The organism is Clostridium facile, assembly GCF_014297275.1.
Classification (GTDB): domain Bacteria; phylum Bacillota; class Clostridia; order Oscillospirales; family Ruminococcaceae; genus Massilioclostridium; species Massilioclostridium facile.
In genome coordinates, this window is sequence record NZ_JACOQK010000001.1 from 335,099 (window position 1) to 348,425 (window position 13,327).

Sequence of the window (13,327 nt, forward strand, 5' to 3'; positions counted from 1 at the left end):
CCCAAACTATTACAGAATTTTATTCTACCATCATATTTATGAAAGGGGAAAAATTTATATACGTCGATCTAAAATCGGAACATATTTTTCTTTAAATGTATCAAATGTATCGGTATCAATCGCTTCCCTAATCTTTTCCATTAATGTATTATAAAAATACAAATTGTGCATAACAGCTAAGCGGTTGGATAACATCTCTTTTGACTTAAACAGATGACGTAGATATGCTTTGGAAAAATGGCGGCAGGTTGGACAATCACAGTGTTCATCAATTGGGGTGTCATCCTTTTCATATTTGGCATTGTTTAAATTGATGACGCCATTCCAAGTATTCAGATGGCCATGGCGGGCATTTCGGCTTGGCATAACACAATCAAATAAATCCACACCACGGGATACCGCTTCGATAATATTGGTTGGTTTACCTACTCCCATTAAATAGCGAGGTTTTTCCAATGGCATATATGGGGTAACAGTACTAATAATATGGTACATCTCCTCTTTGGTTTCTCCAACTGCCAAGCCACCAATAGCGTAACCATCCAAATCCAATTCCACAATCTCTTTCATATGCTGTACTCGTAAGTCCTCATAAATACAGCCTTGGTTGATACCAAATAACATCTGGTTTGGATTAATGGTATCTGACAAAGAATTTAACCGTTCCATTTCCGCCTTGCATCGATGCAGCCAACGGACGGTACGGTCACAGGAATGTTTGGTGTATTCATATGGGGAAGGGTTCTCGATACATTCATCAAATGCCATCGCGATGGTGGAACCCAGATTAGATTGGATTTGCATACTTTCTTCTGGCCCCATAAAAATTCGTTTCCCATCTACATGAGAACTGAAATAAACCCCTTCTTCCTGTATTTTCCGCAAAGAAGCAAGGGAAAATACCTGAAATCCACCACTGTCAGTTAAAATTGGTCCGTTCCATCCCATAAAATGATGCAATCCACCTAATTCTTTAATTAATTTGTCTCCTGGGCGAATATGTAAATGATAGGTGTTACATAGTTCTACTTGGCATTTTAAATCTACCAAGTCATAGGAGGAAATACCGCCTTTAATTGCAGCTGCTGTTCCCACATTCATAAAAGCGGGAGTTTGTACAGTACCATGTACTGTAGTAAATGTCCCCCGGCGCGCTTCTCCTTGCTTTTTTAATAGTTGAAACATGGATAGCCCCTTTCTAATCTCAAATTTATTGTTATTCATTTTATTTTCATAAAGTTATCTTTATATTATAATATACGAATTGTTTCAGTTCAATAGAAAATCAGAAAGTTTTAAAAGATGAAGATGGATAATCACATGAATTTTGTTGGAAAAATGGATATATGTTTTTGGAAATATTGTAAAAAAAGAGGTTTGTATAACAATCTATGCAACATGTTATATTATAAAATTGGTAGTTCTTCAAGTAACTAAAAATACACAAGCAATTTAGATATCTGATATAAATGTAACAGTTAGATATACCGCAACAGAACAAAGTGGAGACTTTTTGGTAGCATAATACTTTGTTGATACAAAAAATTTATTGTGGCTTAAACGTCATAAAAGTTTTGGTTCTATTAGAGGTAGGTAAGCGGTCTTGGCTAACAATTACAATAAAATATTGCTAGTCCAATAAGAAATAGAGTTTGTCAGGAATCTAACCAAGGGTTTTGGAAGTTTGGGGGAAAATCTAGAATTAGGTGTGGCTAGTTAGGCTCCTAGAAGGAGAATGAACAATATTATTGCATCGCTTGCGCTGTAACGGATAAACCAGTGCGTTCCATGTCTAAGCAAACCACTAGTTTATTGGTGGTTTTGATGATAGATACAAAATGTCCCTGTACCGTTGGGGCCGGATACAGGGACAAGGAAAATTTCTATTCTTTTTCTTTTCCGTAATATGCTCTACGGTAGAGGTCTTTGATTTCCGAAATCAATGGGTAACGTGGATTTGCGGTGGTGCACTGGTCCTCATGTGCCTTTTCAGAGAGGTCATCCAGGTGTGCCATAAAGAGGGTTTCGTCTACATTGCAGCCTTGAATCGTTGGGGTGATGTTCAAGTCCGCATTGAGTTGACGGATTGCCTGTACCAGGCTGTGCACTCCTTCTTGTGGAGTAGCAGCTGGCAAGCCCAAGGTTTGGGCGATTTCCGCATACCGTTGATCCGCAATAAATTCGGAATATTTTGGCCAGGTCGCAAATTTGGTTGGCTTTTGCGCATTGTATTCAATTACCCATGGTAACAGGATAGCGTTTGCCCGGCCATGTGGAATATGGTATTCCCCACCTAATTTGTGCGCCATGGAGTGGTTCAATCCTAGGAACGCGTTGGTAAATGCCATCCCCGCAATGCAGGAAGCATTGTGCATTTTTTCCCGTGCAATTGGATCTCCTTCATAGGATTTTTTCAGGTTTTGGAAAACCAATTTGATTGCCTGTAAAGCCAAACCATCGGTAAAGTCAGAAGCCAATACGGATACATAAGCTTCGATTGCATGTGTTAAAACATCCATGCCGGTGTCGGCAATCAAACCTTTTGGTAAAGTCTGCACAAACTGTGGATCAATAATCGCCACATCTGGGGTCAACTCGTAATCCGCCAAAGGATATTTGATATTGTTGTTTTTATCGGTAATTACAGAGAACGAAGTTACCTCGGAACCGGTTCCAGATGTGGTTGGAATCGCCACCATTTTTGCTTTTTGTCCCAGATTAGGGAAGTGGAACGCACGTTTCCGGATATCCATAAATTTCAAGCGTAATCCATCAAAAGAAGTGTCAGGATGTTCGTAGAACAGCCACATGCCTTTTGCGGCGTCCATTGCGGAACCGCCACCCAGTGCGATAATCACATCCGGCTGGAAGCGGTTCATTGCTTCTACACCTCGCATAATGGTTTCTACGGATGGATCAGACTCTACATCGGAGAAAATTTCCGCATGGCAGTAGTTTTTCCGTTTTCTCAAATAGTGGAGAATTTTATCCACATTCCCCAGTTGTACCATCATTGGGTCGGTCACAATGAAAGCACGGCTGATTTCCGGCATTTTTTCCAGGTATTGGATAGAATCATGCTCAAAATAAATTTTTGGTGGGATTTTAAACCACTGCATATTTGTTCTCCTTTTGGCAACACGCTTGATGTTAATCAGGTTGGTGGTGGAAACATTTTGGGTAGTGGAATTCCGTCCAAAAGAACCACAACCTAAGGTTAAAGAAGGCATATTGGTATTGTAGATATCACCAACACCACCTTGAGAGGAAGGGGAATTCACCAGGATACGTCCTACCTGCATTTTTTCACCAAAAGCAGCAACCATATCATTGTCTTTGGTGTGGATGGAAGCGGAGTGGCCCATACCGCCTAGGATTAACATCTGTTTGGAGAGGTCAAACCCTTGTTCTACGCTGTCTACCTCGATATAAGCCAGGACAGGGGAGAGCTTTTCTTTGGAAAGTGGATATTCTTCTCCAACGCCATCAATGGGAGCTACTAGAATTTTTGTTCCTTTTGGTACTTCGAATCCAGCCTGCTGTGCGATCCATTCTGCGGACTGTCCTACAATAGTACCATTTAATGTACAGCCTTTTTCTTTTGGGAAACAGAATTCCGATAATTGTTCTAATTCTTTTCCTTTTACAAAATAGCAGTTGTTGTCTTGTAAAATTTTACGGAATTCATCGGAAATTTCTTTGTCTATGATCACTGCCTGTTCGGATGCACAGATCATACCATTATCAAAGGTCTTAGAAAGCATGATATCGTTGGCGGCAGCTGGAACATCACAGGTTTTATTGATATAAGCTGGAACATTACCAGAACCAACTCCCAATGCTGGTTTTCCGGCACTATAGGCTGCTTTTACCATACCGGGTCCCCCTGTTGCCAAAATCATGTTTACCCCAGGATGGTTCATTAGTAAGCCAGTTGCCTCAATGGAAGGGGTGTCGATCCATTGGATACAGTTTTCAGGGGCGCCTGCCTGGATTGCAGCATCTCTCAAAATGCGTGCGGATTCGGCGGAACAGTTTTGAGCAGATGGATGGAACCCAAAAATAATTGGGTTACGGGACTTGATGGCAATTAACGCCTTGAACATTGTGGTAGAGGTTGGGTTCGTTACCGGTGTTACTCCGGCAATAACGCCGATTGGTTCCGCAACCTCCATATAGCCTTCCAGTTCATTGTCGTTGATAATACCAACAGTTTTTTCATCTTTAATACTATGCCAGATATATTCGGTAGCAAACATGTTTTTAATAATTTTATCTTCACAAACACCTCGTTTGGTTTCTTCCACAGCCATTTTAGCTAGTTTCATATGGTTATCCAAACCAGCCAAAGCCATTTGGTGGACAATATGGTCCACTTGTTGTTGATTGAGGGACATAAACTCCTCTAAAGCGTTTTTTGCCTTGGATACCAGATTGTCAATCATTGCGGATGTATCTAAGGGTTGTTTTTCAATAGTTACTGTTTTGTTTGTAGCCATATAGGGAACCTCCTATTCATCACAGTGATATACCAACTAAGTTTGTTAAAGTTTTAACGATTTCTTGACTACATTATACCTGATTGTTAAAGTTTTGTCAATGTGTTTTTGAAAAATAATTTGAATTTTTCTTTTTTTCTCTATTATTGATTTTTATCCTGAAAATATGCTATAATGCTTTTCAGCTATTTGACTGGAATTTGAGGTGAAAAAAATGAACTTGTTTGCGTCACCAAAAGAAATTTTGCCACAGGAACAGGTGGAAGAACTGGTTTGTTCAAAAAGTGTTCGGATCGAAAAAATTGTTTCGCAAGGACATCGTTCTCCCAGTGGATTTTGGTACGATCAAACAGAGGATGAATGGGTTTCTGTATTACAAGGGAACGCTGTGATTCAGTTTGAGGACCATGAAATTTGTTTGCAGCCAGGGGACAGTTTGTTGATTCCCGCCCATCAGAAACACCGTGTTGCGGAAACTTCAGTAGAGCCAAATTGCATTTGGCTCTGTGTATTTGGAAATTTGACGAAATAAAGAGGATGAAATTATGAGAATTCGGACAAAACCTTGGGCTCGCCCAGAACTCTATGCTTGCGATTATTTTATTGAACAGCCAGAGCAATGCAAGGGAAAATGGAACCAGCTGTTTTCCAAAAATCAACCATTGCACTTGGAACTGGGATGTGGAAAAGGGGTATTTATCTCCGAGTTGGCTTATCAAAACCCAAATATCAATTATCTTGCAGTGGATATTAGCATGGATATTTTAGGGGTTGCCCGCCGGAATGTTGCTCAAATTTTTGGAGAAACTCCTGTAGAGAATTTAAAATTGACTTCTTTTAATATTGAATATATTGATGGAGTATTAAACCAACAGGATGCCATTCAGCGGATTTATATTTATTTTTGCAATCCCTGGAGCAAAAAACGCCATAAAAAACGCCGCTTAACCCATACCCGTCAGCTCTTAAAATACCGTGAGTTTTTAGCGGATAATGGAGAAATTTATTTTAAAACAGATGATGACGAATTATTTGAGGAATCCTTTGAGTATTTTGAACAGGCTGGATTTGAAATTGTTTACCAAACAAGGGATTTGCACCATAGCGATTACCCGGAGGATTTATTAACTACCGAACATGAAATAAAATTTACAGAGCAGGGGATTCCCACGAAATTTTTACTTGCCCGTAAAACAAACTTACCACAATTGTAAATTGAATTTTATAATTAGGAAAAAATTAAAAAAAAGATAAGCCACTCCCACATAAAATATGTTATAATAAATTATCTATAAATATAGATCATTCGCAGTATCAAAGGGGGATAGAAAAATATACTGCAACAAAAGCGCCAGGCCTACTCAGGTGACGAGGTGAAAGGTAATCGAAATATTCGGCGGATACCTTTCCGGTTTATAAAAAGGACCGTTATGCCAGTTACAAAAAACAAATTTTTCTGTAACAAAAAGCTGGCAGCCTTTTATTTTAAAATAAGAAAGGATATGGATCAACTATGTGCGGCATCGTAGGATATGTTGGCAAACAGAATGCCACTGACGTATTAATAGATGGATTAAGAAAATTGGAGTACCGGGGATATGACTCCGCCGGTATTGCTGTATTTGAGAATCATAAAATCGTAATTGAAAAAGCAAAAGGTCGTTTGGATAACCTAGAACAGAAAATGGAAGAAACCCACCGCCCTACTGGACACTGTGGGATTGGCCATACCCGTTGGGCAACCCATGGGGAACCATCTGATGTAAACTCCCATCCACACGGAAATGAAAGAGTTACTATTGTCCATAATGGGATTATTGAGAACTATCAACAATTAAAGGAAAAGCTGGAACACAGAGGGTATAGCTTCCTCTCCGAAACAGACACTGAAAGTGTTGCAAAATTATTGGATTATTATTACAGTGGTGATCCAATCGAAACCCTACAAAAGGTAATTTCTGCGATTCAGGGCTCCTACGCTTTGGGAGTGATGTTTAAGGATAATCCAGGGACAATTTACGCGATCCGTAAAGAAAGCCCATTGATTGTAGGAGTTGGTAAAGGGGAGAATTTCATTGCGTCCGATGTTCCTGCAATCATCAAATACACCAAAGATTATTATCTACTGGATGAAAATGAAATTGCTGTTTTAACTCAGGATAGCGTTCATGTTTATGATCTTGATGGGGAAGAAATCCAAAAAGAACTACACACTGCGAATTGGGATGTAGAGGCAGCTGAAAAAGGCGGTTATCCTCACTTTATGATTAAGGAAATCCATGAGCAACCTTCTGCGTTCCGCAATACGGTATCCCCACGGATTATTGATGGGCTACCTGATTTACAATTGGAAAATTTATCGGATGAACAGCTGAAAACAATTGAGCGGATCCATATTGTAGCTTGTGGCACCGCAATGCACGCAGGCATGGTAGGGAAGTATGTGATAGAAGAAATGGCACGTATTCCTGTTGATGTGGATGTAGCTTCTGAGTTCCGTTACCGCAATCCGATTTTAGGCAAAAATGATTTAGTAGTTATTATTTCACAATCCGGTGAAACTGCAGACACTCTGGCAGCGTTAAGGCTTGCCAAACAACAAGGGGTTCCTACATTAGCAATTGTCAACGTAGTTGGTTCCTCCATTGCAAGGGAAGCAGATAGCGTTTGCTATACCTGGGCTGGTCCAGAAATCGCTGTGGCAAGCACAAAAGCCTATATGGTTCAGCTGAGTGTGATGTATCTGCTGGCAGCGAAGTTCTCCCAGTTAAAAGGGACATTATCCGAAAATGAAGTACGAAGTTTTTGCGGTAAACTGATGGAAATTCCGGATTTACTGGAGACCGTCTTAGAACAGGCAGACAATTGCCAATACTTTGCAAGTAAATTCCAAAACGCACGGGATCTGTTCTTCATTGGACGTGGTGTGGATTATTCCTTGTCATTGGAAGGTTCCTTAAAATTAAAGGAAATCTCTTATATCCACAGCGAGGCTTACGCTGCTGGTGAACTGAAACATGGAACGATTTCGTTGATTACAGATGAAGTCCCAGTGGTGGCCATTGCGACCCAACAGGCGTTGTATGAAAAAATGATCAGCAATGTAAAAGAGGTAAAGGCACGTGGGGCGAAAGTATTACTCATCTGTCGGGAAGATGCTCCAGAGCAAAAGGATATTACTTCCTATCAGCTGAGAATCCCTCTGGTAGATGATATTTTGATGCCATTGTTGACTACCGTTCCACTCCAGCTTTTTGCTTATTATACCGCTGTATTACGTGGCTGTGATGTGGATAAACCAAGAAACTTAGCAAAATCTGTTACAGTAGAATAAACAGCAATAAACCCGTTCTGGATTTAAGCCAGAGCGGGTTTTCATTAGTGCTTTAGCGAGAAACCCTCCGCTATGCGGGTGAGATTTAAACTTAAGCAAAGGAACATCCTTTCTGATATAATGGTGATTGTTCAAGCCACCTAAAAAACAGAAAGGATGTTCCTCATGGCAAATAGTTTAGCACATACAAAATGGATATGCAAGTACCATATCGTGTTTACCCCGAAATATCGAAGAAAAGTAATTTATAATCAGTTAAGAAAAGATATACGAGAAATCATTAAAGATTTGTGTAAATGGAAAGGTGTAGAAATCATAGAAGGGAATATGATGCCAGATCATGTACACATCTTGGTAAGTATCCCACCGAAAATGAGTGTGTCCAGTTTCATGGGGTATCTCAAAGGGAAAAGCGCAATGATGATTTTTGAGAGACATGCAAACTTAAAATACAAGTTTGGAAATAGAAATTTCTGGGCAACTGGATATTATGTGAGTACAGTTGGCATCAATACATCGACTGTGTAAAAGTATATCCGAGAACAGGAGAAACAAGATCAAATCGAAGATAGTTTGAGTCGGAAAGAGTATAGTGACCCTTTTAAGGGTAGCAGGTAATCATACCACTTGTGGCTTGAACAAAGTGAAAGCCAGCGTCATTTAGGCGCTGGCTTGTTTTAAGGCCTTCTAGGCCTTGTTCATGCCACCCCTCTTAGGGGTGGTCATGACTGATTAGGGAAACCATCATCTATGCCGGTGGAGGTGCTTCGTAAAAAAGCTTTCGATTCAAGTATCAAGCGAAGCGAGCTACTAACAAGCAATCTAGCAAGTTTATCAAGCTCGGAAAGAAGCATAAGTGCCCGTTTACGGGCGGCGGAGCAGTGAAAGAATGTTCAGTAGTGCGTCTTTAGATGCCCGCCAGTAAAATGCCCTTCTAGGGCTCAATCAAGCCTCCGGATAAGCCGGAGGTCATGACAAACAGAAATCCCATCCTTTTTATGTTAGAAAGGATGGGATCATTTTATATTGAGAGAAAGAGAAAAAGGTTATAATAAGTTATTTTTTTCTGTGGGTAAACAATAGCGCTGCTCCTGCCAAAGCAACAATGGACAACGCCGTTGTTAGAGCAATATCTCCTGTTTGAGGAGAATTTACATTGTCATGAATAGGAGGGGAATTTTCTGAAACGTCAGATGATATAGGGTGATCAATATCTTGTGATGCTACCTTTGTGTATAATTTTAAAAAAGTATTTCCTACCATACCGTATTCATCTGGATAAAGCGCATTTTCCCCTAAAAGTTTCCAGTTTCCTTTTTCAGCATATCCTAATTCCAGCATAATATTCCGCAATGAGGAGGTTACCCGTACTTGAATTGTATTATCACCTGCTGTTACATAACCCGAAAGATCTGCTTTACCTGTGTTCATATCAATTGGTACTTGAGTTCCGTTAATCCAAACTGCCGCAGTGCCCCCATTAAAAGAATCCGCGCGAAATTCAATTGCCTGTTTGTCGTTGTCCCAGTCTTCTGGCAGATAAAATGTGTTTGTATAATTGCCTACGCCGGATACTGTTTCACCTACCTGTTCCAGTTTACTCCATGGAAGCAGCTCAGTCGTTCCCACTTCAATATTTGTTTTTTGGGTATGATAAGTTGCTTCTGTGGTAATATAGCCATAGCCTTTGTCTTCTGTTCGGGTAACCTTGTCGCCAGGGGTCCAGGATTCTACAGTTAAATTCCAATTTTCCAACTGAATATCCTCCGGTACTGTTACTTCCGTAGAATATGTGGTATTATCAGCATATGTTATTTGTGTTTTTCCAGATTGAGGCACATATAAAATGGTATTTCCGTTTTTTACAGTTACTTTTTCTACATTTTGTTTTTCTACTACTGGGTTGGAAGATTGATATGGATTTAATGCGAACACCATTACTTCACCAGGCTGGATGGCAATATCTATTACTGTCCTTCCATCCTGATAAGAATAATTTCCAATTTCATCTACTTCCCCAGACCACGTGTTGACACAATAAGGGGTGTAAATTCCATCCAATGAAATCTGCCCTTGATAGCTTTCAGTATCCTGATACATATAATTATATACATATAAATAGGTGGCTTCTGCTGATTTTCTCATTGCGGTTAACAAGGTTTGGTTGGATTCTGCAAAGGCAGCGCGTGGTTGAATGCCCATATTCTGGAGTGCTGTGTATGCTTTTGCTTCCGAATCAACACAAGCAACGGTTGGCTGAGCTTTTATCTGAGCCATAACTTCTGCTAACTCTCCATCTTTTCCATCCAAAGAGCCGGTTGTAATGGCAGCACTTTTGTTGTATTTTGTAACATCATAACGGGTGCGTTCTTCTGTAGAACCAGTGACAATCACAAGCGGCATGCCTTTTTTGGCCCAATCCAGTAAGACTTTTGCGCTATCCAGCGGCATTTCTTCCTGATAGATTAACAGTGCCTGATAAGCGACTCCATCTGCCTGAACCAATCCATTTTTACAGGTAATCGCTTCATCTTGTAAAAGATATGGAGAGAAATAATCATAAGTATACCCTGCATTTTGTAATGTTAGGTCTTTCCAGTAATATGCAGTCTGGTTTCTCATATCGTTATTGGCGTATTCTTTGACTACTTCGGAATATTGATCTCCACTACGGAATCCTCTACGGATCAGGGAACACTCAAAATTATAATCCGTCCTTAAAATTCCTAAATCCATCTGTGGAACACCCTGGCGTAAAACAGTTTGAATTCGGTTAATATGAGCCCAAAGTTCATTGTAATCTGTAGAAGCGGGCTGCCGTTTGTTAAAACGGTTTCCAAATAAATCCGACATACCTTCAAATCCAGGCCAGGAACAGTGTTCTTCTGGACCATAAGCAGCAGCATAACCGTGTGTCATTGTCTTTTGAATTCCAGATGCAAATTGGGTATAAAACAGTTGCCGATAGGTGTTATTGTTATCCCAGTAGTTTCCACCTGTAACTGCTGCGGTTTCGGAGGAATACACTTTATCATACAAATGCGCCCCACCAGCTTGGCTGCGGAAACTTTCAATCTCTCCGTTAAATTCAAGGGATTCGGTTTCTACATGGTCTAAGTAAGCTATTGGCTGAGAAATTTCCAACAATGTACCATAGGAGTTCTCCGCACGAAGTGTCATGTCAAAAGAGTGTAGCCAATCTGCTAATACTTCTAAGCAGTTTTGGGAATAAAGCTCGGTATTGGTCTGGTATTGATCATTCCGTATTTTTTGAGGGGTATCGTTGTTGCCGTCCAATTCATAAATGTAATTGGTGTTGTCCATACGTGCATAGCCTTCCATAATGAGAAGAGGAAGGTAAAGGCTCAGGTCATATCCACGTCTGGTATGGAACTGTTCTAAATAATCTTCGCACCAGAGGTTTCCTGTGGTATCTTCCCCATGGGGCTCCAGCTCTAAAGAATCCATATACATTTGCACATGTCCATTTTTTTGGATGGATTCCTTAAATTCAGGGGTTAAAACATGTTCATCCCAATAATTAATTAAGGCGTTGCTACCCTGTTTGGAATAATAATTAATGGTAAACGCAGTGGAAACAGCAGGTGCTGCTGTTTGCGATGTACCATACTGCCAGAATACAAATAGGGTATATTCACCATCTTCAGGCGTTGTATAGTCAATTGTCCATTCTCCATCTTGATTTTGTGTTGCCTGGCTTGTTACATCGGTTAAAGATTCTTCCGACAAATAGGTAATTCCATTGGTGTCAACATTGACTTTTTTGGCAGAAATGACCTTTATCAGTTTCATTTTTGTGGCATATGGAGTTAAGCTCACTTTCGGCAGAATCCCATTAAAATGTTCCCCAGCCTTTAATTCTACTGTTTGATAGCCCAATTCCTGTGCAGCAGTTTCTTCATCTGGTGTGATGGTAAACAGGTTTGCCGTCTACCAGTTCGTTCCGCTTGTAAATGAAACACCCATATCCCGTTTGGTACATTCATCTAAAATCAGCTGGGTGTCTTCTACCCATTCTTTTGATCCCCAGGCATATGTAGCGTCATCTAAATAAGCGGATTCGTCCAAGGTTACAACTTCAACAGAACCAAATCCATAGCCGTACAATTCATCAATGGATTCTATCAGTGTTTCGTCGGTGTGGCTTCCTTCCGCTAACCACCAGCGGGCGCCTACTTTTTGTTCCATTTTAGGATTTTTCAAGATGTTTTCAATCGTTTCAGAAAAATTTTCTTGTTGGTTTTCCACAGCAGAACCAGTTGCCACACAAACAGTGGCAAACATACATTGTGCTAAAATAAACGCAACGATCTTGTGCATTAATTTTTGTTTCATATCTTTTCTCCTTTTAAAATTTAAAACGCATTTTATTGATAAGATCCTCTGAGGTGCTTTTGTCGACGCTTTTATTATATCAATCAGAATTTATTTTTTCTGTAACAAATCATGCCTATTCATCAACATATTTTTACCTGTTTCTATTTATCATTATTTTTGTTATAATAAAATAAAAAACAACTATGGGGATGATCTTTTGAATTTATTACCATTCCATCTTGGCTATGCAGTATCAGAAGAACAGCAGGAAACCTGCATTAATCAATTTAAAAATAAAATATCCAATTTTGGGACCAAAGATTTTTCTCCTATATTGACAATTTTTCATCCTTCCTGGGTACATACCAAAATCCACCAACATCCTTTTTTTGAATTTTTGTATCTTTATAAAGGAAATTTAACTACTATTGTGGATGGGGAATCACTTGATTTGGTCGAAGGAGACTTATGTTTAATGAATTTGAATGCGAAACATCAGATTTTTCAAGGAGATAATACAAAGGATGTTGCGTTTAACCTTTTGGTTCTTCCAGAAGTATTCCAAGACTGTTTTCTCACTATTACTCATTCTTCTTCATTTATATCGTCTTTTTTCCAGGAAACATTTCAATATCAGATGAAATCCCAGAATTATCTTCTGTTCCATCGGGACAGCCAGGAGTGTATTTATGAAACAATCCTTCAACTTATGATTACCTGCGAACATTCTTCCAGAACAAACAAAAATGAATTATTATTGGGTTTATTTTCAACTTTGCTTACCGAATTGACCTATCAATATCAAAGATTTGCAACGTTAGGGGATCCTGAAAATAGGACTGGGAGGGACATTCATGAAATAATACAGTATATCACAGAGCATTCCAACCAGATTAACCTATCCAGTTTAGCGGAACATTTTAACTATGCGCCGGCTTATCTATCTCGGATGATTAAACAATATTGTGGACAGAGCTTTTCTGATATTCTATTAAATATCAGGCTTACACAAGCTGCCCAAAATTTAATTGAAACGGATGACTCCATCCAAGCTATTATGTACTCGATTGGTTATACAAATTCTACTTGGTTTATTCGTAAATTCAGAAATAAATATGGATTTACTCCAAAGGATTACCGAAAGCAACATCAATAA

8 protein-coding genes and 1 pseudogene are annotated in these 13,327 nt (G+C 39.5%); 5 read left to right on the forward strand and 4 right to left on the reverse strand.

Annotation, left to right across the window (positions count from 1 at the left end):
- Positions 1-54: 54 nt before the first annotated feature.
- Both tgt and adhE read right to left on the reverse strand, forming a co-directional pair.
- On the reverse strand, positions 55-1,185 hold the full coding sequence (tgt, locus tag H8Z77_RS01280; RefSeq protein WP_186995919.1) for a tRNA guanosine(34) transglycosylase Tgt: 1,131 nt from the start codon (positions 1,183-1,185) through the stop codon (positions 55-57).
- 698 nt (positions 1,186-1,883) lie between these two features.
- Complete coding sequence (gene adhE / locus H8Z77_RS01285) at positions 1,884-4,499, reverse strand: bifunctional acetaldehyde-CoA/alcohol dehydrogenase (RefSeq protein WP_069989276.1); 2,616 nt, start codon at positions 4,497-4,499, stop codon at positions 1,884-1,886.
- Positions 4,500-4,713: 214 nt separating this feature from the next.
- Here adhE and H8Z77_RS01290 point away from each other — a divergent pair, with 214 nt between their 5' ends.
- The 4 genes and pseudogenes from H8Z77_RS01290 to tnpA all read left to right on the forward strand — a co-directional run bounded on the left by H8Z77_RS01290 (position 4,714) and on the right by tnpA (position 8,451).
- The gene (locus H8Z77_RS01290) at positions 4,714-5,031 is read left to right on the forward strand and encodes a cupin domain-containing protein (protein ID WP_186995920.1); all 318 of its coding nucleotides are present in this window, start codon (positions 4,714-4,716) and stop codon (positions 5,029-5,031) included.
- Between the two features lie 13 nt (positions 5,032-5,044).
- On the forward strand, positions 5,045-5,713 hold the full coding sequence (trmB, locus tag H8Z77_RS01295) for a tRNA (guanosine(46)-N7)-methyltransferase TrmB (RefSeq protein WP_186995921.1): 669 nt from the start codon (positions 5,045-5,047) through the stop codon (positions 5,711-5,713).
- 299 nt (positions 5,714-6,012) lie between these two features.
- Positions 6,013-7,833 carry a glutamine--fructose-6-phosphate transaminase (isomerizing) gene (gene glmS, locus H8Z77_RS01300; RefSeq protein WP_186995922.1) on the forward strand — a complete coding sequence of 607 codons (1,821 nt, stop codon included), beginning with the start codon at positions 6,013-6,015 and terminating at the stop codon, positions 7,831-7,833.
- A gap of 156 nt (positions 7,834-7,989) precedes the next feature.
- Positions 7,990-8,451 (forward strand): annotated as a pseudogene (gene tnpA / locus H8Z77_RS01305) (IS200/IS605 family transposase).
- A 438-nt stretch (positions 8,452-8,889) separates the two neighbouring features.
- Here the strand turns inward: tnpA and H8Z77_RS01310 are convergent.
- Positions 8,890-11,775: a glycosyl hydrolase gene (locus H8Z77_RS01310; protein ID WP_286165630.1), complete on the reverse strand. Its 2,886-nt coding sequence runs from the start codon at positions 11,773-11,775 to the stop codon at positions 8,890-8,892.
- 9 nt (positions 11,776-11,784) lie between these two features.
- A complete protein-coding gene (locus H8Z77_RS01315) occupies positions 11,785-12,189 on the reverse strand; it encodes a hypothetical protein (RefSeq protein WP_186995924.1) in 405 nt (134 codons plus the stop codon).
- Between the two features lie 199 nt (positions 12,190-12,388).
- Between H8Z77_RS01315 and H8Z77_RS01320 the strand changes: the two genes are divergently transcribed.
- Entirely contained in the window at positions 12,389-13,327 is a 939-nt protein-coding gene (locus H8Z77_RS01320) for an AraC family transcriptional regulator (protein WP_069989270.1), read from the forward strand.

Bases quoted from the DNA above. Each gene is read 5' to 3' on its own strand.
- tgt (WP_186995919.1), bottom strand. From the start codon at position 1,185: ATGTTTCAACTATTAAAAAAGCAAGGAGAAGCGCGCCGGGGGACATTT.
- adhE (WP_069989276.1), bottom strand. From the start codon at position 4,499: ATGGCTACAAACAAAACAGTAACTATTGAAAAACAACCCTTAGATACA.
- H8Z77_RS01290 (WP_186995920.1), top strand. From the start codon at position 4,714: ATGAACTTGTTTGCGTCACCAAAAGAAATTTTGCCACAGGAACAGGTG.
- trmB (WP_186995921.1), top strand. From the start codon at position 5,045: ATGAGAATTCGGACAAAACCTTGGGCTCGCCCAGAACTCTATGCTTGC.
- glmS (WP_186995922.1), top strand. From the start codon at position 6,013: ATGTGCGGCATCGTAGGATATGTTGGCAAACAGAATGCCACTGACGTA.
- H8Z77_RS01315 (WP_186995924.1), bottom strand. From the start codon at position 12,189: ATGAAACAAAAATTAATGCACAAGATCGTTGCGTTTATTTTAGCACAA.